Source organism: Psychrobacter sp. FME13, assembly GCF_014861395.1.
GTDB lineage: Bacteria > Pseudomonadota > Gammaproteobacteria > Pseudomonadales > Moraxellaceae > Psychrobacter.
Genome location: NZ_RRYV01000118.1, coordinates 1 through 9,661 on the forward strand (window position 1 = coordinate 1; position 9,661 = coordinate 9,661).

Sequence of the window (9,661 nt, forward strand, 5' to 3'; positions counted from 1 at the left end):
TGACTATCTCTGCGAGCAGTTACGCTCGCCTAGACTGATTGTTGCGTAAGTCCTAACTAAAACTCACCACTGTACCGCCAAGTAATAATGTTAGCAGTACATGGTGAATCTGTTTATCACTTAAGCCGTGATCGCTCATAAGTGCTTTTTTTGTGGAAGCTTTATCTATACAGATTTCGCTTGTAGGAGTTTTACTCATTCAATAATAGCGCCATGTCATAAATACCTAAAACCCTCTAGCCTTATCTGATGTCACAGTATAAAAGATATTAAAAGCACTGTTGGCACCCGTCTTGATAACCTTACCATCTACCACTGCGCTGGCTTCAAAATTTACACCACCACCTGCGTGCTCGCCGCTAACAATATTCGGCAACGTCAATGAGTTTATGACTACTTTTTTATTGGTGACAGGAATATTAGATTTGGTTAATTTCGTACCGCGTGGTTTTACCACTGTTCCTGCTGCTAAATCTTTAGCCACATCATCATAAATAATATCAAAGCTTAACAATTGAGCCTGATCCAGTTTTGCCTGTCCATTTACCACAGGAATACCCACAAGAGACTTACTACCACGATGAATCATTCTATTATCCATCACACTCCCATCGTCACGCTTTCTCCCTTCAGCAGCCACAGAGCTGGTACGGTTGATTATCATAACTTTGTATCCTGGGACTGCAACATCTCTTTCTCCATCAAAAATATCTGCCATCAATTCTTGTGCATTTTGTGCGTTATTGACAACAATCCGAGCAGAAGTTTCAGAAACTGGATAATCTTGGCCATCAATAGTCAAATAATGAATATCGGCATAGTTGCTTTTTGTTTGCATGATAGTAGAAGTCACAGAGTGAGTCGGCGGTATAGCATCTTTACTCGATAACGACGTTGTATTTTGACAACCGGCAATCCCTAAAGATAGAAGGGCAATAGCTAGTACAGAATGCTTAGATAATAAGAAACTCTTGCCTAAATTTGCTTGCATTGAATACGACATAATGGACTCTCATAATATAAATTTTGATAAATTTGATAACATTAAAAATGTAATATTGATAATGATTATCATTTGTATTATATTTACTGAATTATAACATTTTGTCAATATTCATTAATCACTCATTCTTATGCGTGATGAAATAGCAATAAAAATGCGATAAATGAGTTTATATTTAAAAAGGGAAATCATGTCAGTATTTGAGAGGTATCTGTCAATAATAACGATTATAACTATAGGAACAGTCATGTCGCCAAGTTATGCCCAACCTGACTTGACCACGCCTGTAGACATGAGTTTATTGCATGCCAAAGACACTGGCTATCACTTTGTATATCATGACTTTAGTGCACCTGCACCCCAATCATCCTTGTTTAGAGAAGATAGTTCAACTACCATAAAATCTTATGCCAGTCCTCGTCATTACCGAGTATGGTTGGCTATTCCCAAGCAGTATATCAATCAGCAGACGACTAATAATGCCGTCAAACCCTCTACCAGCGTGCTATATATACTCGATGGAAATGCCGCCATTGGTGACTTAACAAAAGACACCATGCTCTCATTATCAAATGCTACGCCAAAAAATAATGCACCTGCTTTGGTTTTTATTGGTTATCAAACGCCTTACCGCTTCGATGTCGATGCCAGAGCATATGATTACACACCACCATTATTGACTCAGACAGAGCAACGAAATGTGTTTCAAGAAAAAGGGAGAGAACGGTTAAATGGCGGTGCTGAAGATTTTTCTAAACTGATTGAACAAAAAATCAAGCCATGGGTATATCTGCAATTGGGGGAAAAACCAGACCAAGAGGGACTTTGGGGGCATTCTTATGGTGGCTTGTTCGTATTGTATAATTTGTTAGAGCATCCAGAATCTTACCAACAGTATTTCAGTGCAGATCCTTCGCTATGGTGGCAAGATGGTGAAATGTTGAGATATTGGAAGGCATATCAAAGCTCACCTGAAGCGCAGCGTTCAGATATCTATGAAAACAAACGGCTCAGACTGACTTTTAGTCAGGCAGCAGAGCAACAGTCCAAGATAGAGAAGCATCGAAATCATTCAGCGATGGCTCCCAATACGCCAAACAAACAAGATTTTGCTGAGCAGCTCTGTCACGACTTTCAGCAAAACTGTCGCTATCAATTCTATGTTCAATCTCATGGAGAGCTTTTTAAAACCTCTCTATTAGACAGTTTACAAAGATTTTAAAACATCAATAAATAAGAAAAGTCTATACCCATCACCCTGTCGTATATCCATGCTATTTAACATCGACTCTACACAAAATGGGTATATTACTCCGCATCATCCAATAGCTTGTTAAATGTGTCTACCATTGCATCATCTATGATATTGTCTTCTACATAGTTTATTATCTGTTCTATCGTGGTTAGATCCATCGCTTGAATGCCGAGGTCAGCTAGTTGCTTATTGATAGACTCTAAGCTCTCATTTTCTTCAGAATCGTCTAATAAATGCTCTTCGAACCTTCCTCTGACGAACCAATACATTTTTTCTAGTAGAGTCTCTTGTTTGGTCAGAGTAGAATATCCATCACCATAAATAAATAGATTAAAATGATAAGCCATTTTTATATCATTAATGAGAAAATTACGCTGGCACTCTAATGTATAGGCTTGAATATCTTTATTTTCAGCACCTTCTTTATCTGTAGCCTCTTCATCATATTCAATAACCTCTTCTATCAGCTCACCTAGTATTTGATAGTCGCCTGTTTTGATTTTATGGTTATAAATGATACAAGCATCGGAGATTGCATCAAAAATAATGGCGCTGATATCTAACGTGTTATCATCAATGTCGTAGAAACTTTTTAGTGCTGGTAAAAACTCAGTCAGCTTATCTTCGGGCACTTGTGTTAGACACTGCTGCTCATATATTTTAATCATGTCTTCAGGTGCATAAGTATTAGCAGTATTAGTTTCATTCCTACCAGTAGGCTGTAAAGGTAAAAAGTTATACGGGTTATCATTGGTCATTCAGAACGGCCTTTTTATTTAGATTAGCGTTATTAGATACTTGTTCGGCATCTATAGAGCTATTGTTTCTTATTCAGACAATTTTAGATATGTGATCGACTCAAAATAGCAGTATTTATAACGTGCTAAAAGTCTACTTTACCTCGCAGCGCCTTGGTTTTACCCCGCTGCGTTTTTTTGTCCATACGTTTACGTTTAGCATTTCTGCTCGGTTTGGTAGGTTTACGATTTTTGCTGATATAAGTGGCTTGTATGATAAATTGTTGCAAGCGCTCGATAGCATCTGCCCTATTTCTTTCTTGTGTGCGGAACTGCTGCGCTTTCAGCACAAATACGCCCTCTTTACTAATACGGTTATCATTATTGGTCAGCAAACGCTCTTTTTGTGAGTTACTAAGACTTGAAGCATGAATGTCAAAACGCAAATGAATGGCAGAAGAAACTTTGTTGACATTTTGCCCGCCAGCACCTTGTGCACGTATGGCGCTAATCTCTACTTCGTGGTCGTTAAGACTGATGGTGTTGCTAATAAAAATCATGATTTGCTTTTATATAAATAATCCATAATGTCGATTCATCATAAATCATTATCGACGAAGCGGCTACTTGCGATATCGATAACTAACATAAGTGTGAGACCATGATAGTCCAACATCAATCTGGCAGCAAATATAGCTTAATAGACAAGCATCACACTTACTCCAAAGTTAAAGAGCACTCGTGACCTAACACAGGACTATACAGTCAAATAGATTGCTAGGATTTTAAAAAATCGTTACAATCGAGTTATAATCTCGCCATATTTACGACAAGGAAGTCGATATGTCTTATCATACAACTCGTACTATTGTTAATCCCTCTATTCTAAAAACCCTTACTAAAAGCATGCTAGCAGTCACACTTTGCACAGCAGGATTGGCTCATGCTAATGATTATAGTAGCGTGACCTTTTTTGGTGACAGCTTAACCGATGGTGGTTATTTCAGCCCTCTTACCCAAGGTATCTTTGGCCTAGAAGAATCAGGGCAGTTTACGACCAACCCTGACAACACATGGGCGACCTCATTCGCCGAGCAACTGGGAACCACCGCTGTCGCCAATACTTATGACGGTAGCCAGACGGGTAACAATTATGCCATTGGCGGTGCGAGAGCGGGCGAAGACGTCACGGCTTTTGGTATTCCAGTGGCTTCTGCCAATAGTCAGGTAAATAGCTATATTGCCAATAATAAAATAGATCCTGATGGGCTCTATGTGGTTTGGGCAGGTGCAAATGACTTACTTGCCGCAGCAGAAGATCCAGATAATGCTGAAACTATCATTACATCAGCAGTAAACAGTCAAGTTGACACTATTGGCACTCTAAAAAGCAGTGGTGCAAACTATATCTTAGTACCGAATGTTCCTGATGTTGGTCTTACACCTAGGGCCGTCGAACAAGGTGCAGTGGCACAAGCGCAAAGTACTTATATCACCAACTTATATAACCAGTCCATGTATATCGGCGCTCAAAATACAGGCGCAAATATTATACCACTGGACACCTTTAGCTTACTACAAGAAGTCGCTGCCAACCCTACGGCCTTTGGTTTTACTAATATTACGACAGCAGCCTGTAGTACAGACAGCTCGCTAACCTGTGGATCAAGCGACTTAGCCACTCCAGACGCTAATGAAACCTATTTCTTCGCTGACGGTATCCATCCAACAGGCAATGCCCACCAAGTAATCGCTGACTATGCCAATGCCGTCGTCAAAGCTCCTAGCTTAATCGGTGTATTACCACATATCGCGACCACCACAGGACTGGCAACCAATGAGCGTGTGCAATCACACATCAACCAAATCCAAAGCAGCGAGCAAAAACCTGCCCGCACATTATGGGCAGTCGGTGAAATTGAAAACCAAGACATTGCAGGGTTTGAAGACGAGGGCAACGCACAAGTATTATTGGGTGTCGATTTTTCTCATCCCAATTCAGCAAATGCAGTCACAGGCATATATGGTAATATTACTCAAAATCAATTTGAGGACTCAGGCGTTTCTACTGGCTTAAGCAATATTGAACTGGATGAAGTCGGCTTGGGTGTTTATCACAGCAATACGCTAGACAATTTTGGTGGCATACAGATTAATGGTGCCGTTGGTTTTGGTAATATGGATGTGGATGTCACACGTGCCGTCACGCTCGGCAACTATCAGCAAGAATTTAAATCCAATGCTGATGGTAAACGGTTTTATGCCAACGTTCAGGCGGGCTACCCAATGCAAGTCAGCAGCGTGGCTATCACTCCTTATCTTGGTGCAACCGCTAATCGTGTAAAGATTGGTAAACTTGAAGAACAGGAAAGCTCTGGCATCGCCATGCAGTTCGATGAACAAAAGTATACGACAACCTATGGCAAGCTTGGGGTTAAAGCCAATCATAACTTAATGGAAAGCCTGAACCTATTTGGTGATATTCATTATCAAAAACAGCTGAGCGACAATCGTGAAGCGGTAACCGCACGTTTAAACACCCTATCTAATATTAGCTTTAGCACACCGATGGTAGATACTGACGATGATAGCCTCGGCATGACGCTTGGGCTATCTAAAAGCTTCGGTCTGTTAAATGCCAATGCTGGTATTAGTCACTCACAAGGCGATGATGATGAGTCAACGAGCTTGTTTGTCGGACTCAGCGGTGCCTTTTAGGTTATAACGTCACTAAATACTTATTCGTTCTACTATAATTCGCTTCACCATAATATAGAAACTGCCAAATCCTAAAAATGTTTGGCAGTTTTTTTGTTTTTCACTCTCTTAAACGAATGCAATCTTCGCAAACATATAGCTAATCTTGCTTACCAAAAGATAACTTATAGACATGTTTTAATGATAAAGGTATCATTAACAATTCTCATTTACTATACGGTTTTGTCCTTATGTCTAAGCATCATACTTCCTCTTATGCTTTACCCTACTCTCGTTTGTATAGTGCAATTTTGACTACTGTGAAGACCTCTAAAAAAGCCCCTATATATCTGGCCGTAGGCACATTAGTGCAGTTCAGTCCAGCATTTGCTGATACAGCCATTGATACTGACGCAAGCGCTCAGCCTAGTACGACGCTTGAGCCTATCGTCGTCGTCGCCAATCAAACGCCAAAGGCTATTTCTGATATTCCAGCGACTGTCTGGTATATCGATGAGTACAAAGTCGATGAAGCTGCCCGTACTGGTAAGCGTCTAGGTGATTTTATCGCTCAAGAAGTACCCTCTCTCGATTTGGGTAGCGGCGGACGCACGAGTGCAGGTCAGAACTTGCGTGGACGTGACATGCAGGTGATGATTGATGGTGTGTCACTGAATTCCTCACGTGCTATCAGTCGTTATTTAGACTCAATCAGTATGGAAAACATCGAAAGTATCGAGGTACTATCTGGTGCATCAGCGGTGTATGGCGGCGGCGCCACGGGTGGTATTATCAACATTAAGACTAAAAAAGCACAATCTGGTGAGCCACAAGTCACCACTTCTATACAGGCAACTTCAGGCTTCCAAGACGAAGACGACATCTCTTATAAAGGTCACGCTTCTATCGGTGGCGGTACAGAAACGGTCAAAGGTAATCTAGCCGTTACCTACGAACAAACTGGTTCTTTCTTTGACGGCAGCGGTCAGATACTCGTTCCCGATACCACTCAGGGTTCGTTGCAGGACAATGAGACCATTGATATCTTAGCCAGCACACAACTACAGATTGATGACCAGCAAACTTTAGACTTGTCAGCACAGTACTATAAGAGTGAGCAAGATACGGATTACGGTATTCAGTATGATCTAACCACTTATCCATTCGGTGCCGAGATTAGTGATGGTTTTGAGAGTGATCGACAAGCCAGTACGGAACGTCAGCAGTACAATGCCAATTACCACAATACTGACTTATTCGGTCATGAAGTATATGCTCAGCTATCACATCGTACCGAAGAGCTGAGTTTTATTCCCTTTATTTATGGTACCTATTTTGCCGCTTCAGAGCAGTCAACTGATGTGACTTCAGCACGTCTCGCATTGAGCAAGGACTGGACTGATAAACTCAAACTAACTTATGGTATCGACGGCTATCAAGACAAACTGGATAGCAATCAAATGATATTCAATCAAAGCACAAGTCTAGCTACTGGTGGCTTGGTCAATGATGAGTTTGCAACTATCGGACGCTACCCTGGTACTGAGGTAGACTCTATCGCGGGGTTCATTCAAGGCGATTATGAGCTAACCAATACACTAAGCGCGACTGCTGGTATGCGCTATCAACACCTGAATAATAAAATTGATGACTTTGTCTCTACCACAGTACAGACTGATATTGCCTTGGGCAATGCCACTGGCGGTGATGCAATCCCTGGTGGTAGCACGGACTATAATGTTAGCTTATTTAATTTAGGTCTCAATTATAAACCTACAGACAACTTACGCTATTTTGCGAACTTTTCACAAGGCTTTGAGCTACCTGATCCTGCTAAGTTTTATGGTCAAGGCATCTACTCAAAAAATGCAGCCAACTATTATGAGCTTGTTAACGGCTCTAACGTTTCAGGTACCGAGCTTGATGGTATCAAAACCGATAGCTACGAGTTAGGTACTTCGTTCAGTCACAATAACTTGACGGGTCAACTGACGGGTTACTATAGCCTATCAGATGGCAGTATTGACTATGATCGTAGCACCCTACTGATCACTCAAAGTGATAATAAAAAGCGTGTGTATGGTATTGAAGCAAAGGGCGACTATGCGATTAATGACAATGTGAGCATCGGCGCACTAGCGCATTGGGTCAAAAGCGAAACGCAAGTCGATGGTGACTATAAAGACACTGTCGTGACTGACACCAGCCCAACCAAATACGGCTTGTGGACACGCTGGGAAGATGAAAATCAAGCGCTTAAGCTACAAGCGAATATGATGCGTGATGTCTCAGGCTACGACTCAAGCAGCGACTCTACGCAAGAGCTAGATGGCTATACCACCATTGATCTTGATTACACTTACTTCTTGCCTTCAGGCGAGTTTAGTCTAGGCGTTCAGAACTTGCTCGACAAAGACTACACCACCGTTTGGGGACAGCAAGCTCAGATCTATTATGGTAGCTATGCACCTAAATCAGTGTTTGATTACAAAGGCCTAGGACGTACTTACACGCTTGGCTACACTCATCACTTTTAAGTGACCGTTCAACTCATATCATTTGAACCTAAAAAAGTCCCTATTCAAAAATGAATAGGGACTTTTTTATTTTAATACCTAGGCCACGCACTCAGTCTCAACTGAGAGATATCATATGGAGCAAAAATCGCTTATCCTATATCGCTTATTCTAGAAAAATCTTTTTATTCACACATCACTAGATTTTGGCAGCCCATACACTATACTCTTAACCACTCCATTATTTCTCTCAACTATCAATCGATAGCCTTTAATCACTCCTTTATAAGGCAAATCACTCGCATACTGCTGATGATGCTTATAGATTTTCTCTTTCACTATAGACGTACGTGCTACCTCTTTTAGTTCGGAAAAATCATCAGGCAAGCGTATATGAGCCAATCGCGCCGCATTGCCATGAGATATCCAGTTTGTGCCACTGAACTCAAAATCGATATCAGCTTGTAAACTATATTGAGGTACGGCATTGAGATAATGCGCTAAATCATATTTAATCTGAGATATATCTTCTGCAAATGGCTGATATGGCATCTCAATCACTGCAAATAACTTGACTAAAAATTCATCAGCGGTAAAGTACTTATCTATATAGCTACCATCAAGCCCAAGAAACCTGCTCGACAATACGTGGCGCAGACGCTCACAAGCTGGAATGGTATGTTTTAGTGGGTAGCCCATTTTTTTGACAATATCTTGCGAACGTAGCTCAAGCGTGTCTATCTGATTAATCGCATATTGTGCCAAAAAATGATGTGGATAGTAACGGCGGGTATATTTGGATTGGTTAGCAACGTGGCTCATGAGATTGAACACCTTAAGACTCCTGTAACTCCGACAAAAAAGTATAAATTAGGCACAAATGAGGATGTCGGAGTACAGGCTCATGCGCTTTACCAGAATTATTTTACATCGTGCTGGAAGTTGCAAGGTTTGTCACGCCGCCATCAAACTGTCGCTATGGATGGCAATGACAAAACTGTTAAACCCACGATAATTCGTTAAATGATAATAGCACATCAGATGATAAAAAATAAATACTGATATGTATACTTGCTTGTAAAGGATCAAACACACTCTAACGACATACTAATACTTTCACTAGATGTATACGTGATACATCAAGCGAGGTTAATGCTGTGAGACTTTTATAGTGGAGTTCAAATAATTTCGATACAAAAAAACCGAGTACAAGCGATACTGAACCGCCCCGGTATTGTCGGAGAGTGATTTACTTGAGTCAGGCAGCTTTGTCTGACTCAGTAAGACTATCATAGTATCGTCTCTCAAACTCAAAAGGCGACACATAACCAATCGTACTATGAATGCGAGTTTTGTTAAACCAATCGACCCATTCAAGGGTTGCTAATTCAACATCGCTCACACCTTGCCACTGCTGTTTTAAATATTCAATCACCTCTGTTTTATAAAGCCC

General features: G+C 40.9%; 8 protein-coding genes. 3 read left to right on the forward strand and 5 right to left on the reverse strand.

Annotation, left to right across the window (positions count from 1 at the left end):
• Positions 1-226: 226 nt before the first annotated feature.
• Positions 227-1,003: a hypothetical protein gene (locus tag EI164_RS12055; RefSeq protein WP_192520202.1), complete on the reverse strand. Its 777-nt coding sequence runs from the start codon at positions 1,001-1,003 to the stop codon at positions 227-229.
• A gap of 247 nt (positions 1,004-1,250) precedes the next feature.
• Here EI164_RS12055 and EI164_RS12060 point away from each other — a divergent pair, with 247 nt between their 5' ends.
• Entirely contained in the window at positions 1,251-2,225 is a 975-nt protein-coding gene (locus EI164_RS12060; RefSeq protein WP_192520203.1) for an alpha/beta hydrolase, read from the forward strand.
• An 86-nt stretch (positions 2,226-2,311) separates the two neighbouring features.
• Here the strand turns inward: EI164_RS12060 and EI164_RS12065 are convergent, their stop codons facing one another.
• Positions 2,312-3,016, reverse strand: a complete 705-nt coding sequence (locus EI164_RS12065; protein WP_192520204.1) for a hypothetical protein — start codon at positions 3,014-3,016, stop codon at positions 2,312-2,314.
• Positions 3,017-3,141: 125 nt separating this feature from the next.
• Positions 3,142-3,555: an alternative ribosome rescue aminoacyl-tRNA hydrolase ArfB gene (arfB, locus tag EI164_RS12070; protein WP_192520205.1), complete on the reverse strand. Its 414-nt coding sequence runs from the start codon at positions 3,553-3,555 to the stop codon at positions 3,142-3,144.
• Positions 3,556-3,838: 283 nt separating this feature from the next.
• Here arfB and EI164_RS12075 point away from each other — a divergent pair, with 283 nt between their 5' ends.
• Together EI164_RS12075 and EI164_RS12080 are read left to right on the forward strand one after the other, a co-directional pair.
• On the forward strand, positions 3,839-5,713 hold the full coding sequence (locus EI164_RS12075) for an autotransporter domain-containing protein (RefSeq protein ID WP_192520206.1): 1,875 nt from the start codon (positions 3,839-3,841) through the stop codon (positions 5,711-5,713).
• Positions 5,714-5,943: 230 nt separating this feature from the next.
• Entirely contained in the window at positions 5,944-8,229 is a 2,286-nt protein-coding gene (locus EI164_RS12080) for a TonB-dependent receptor (RefSeq protein WP_192520207.1), read from the forward strand.
• Between the two features lie 168 nt (positions 8,230-8,397).
• Here the strand turns inward: EI164_RS12080 and EI164_RS12085 are convergent, their stop codons facing one another.
• Positions 8,398-9,030 carry a hypothetical protein gene (locus tag EI164_RS12085; RefSeq protein ID WP_192520208.1) on the reverse strand — a complete coding sequence of 211 codons (633 nt, stop codon included), beginning with the start codon at positions 9,028-9,030 and terminating at the stop codon, positions 8,398-8,400.
• Between the two features lie 436 nt (positions 9,031-9,466).
• A partial coding sequence (locus EI164_RS12090; RefSeq protein ID WP_192520209.1) for an IS3 family transposase occupies positions 9,467-9,661 on the reverse strand: 195 nt, incomplete at its 5' end.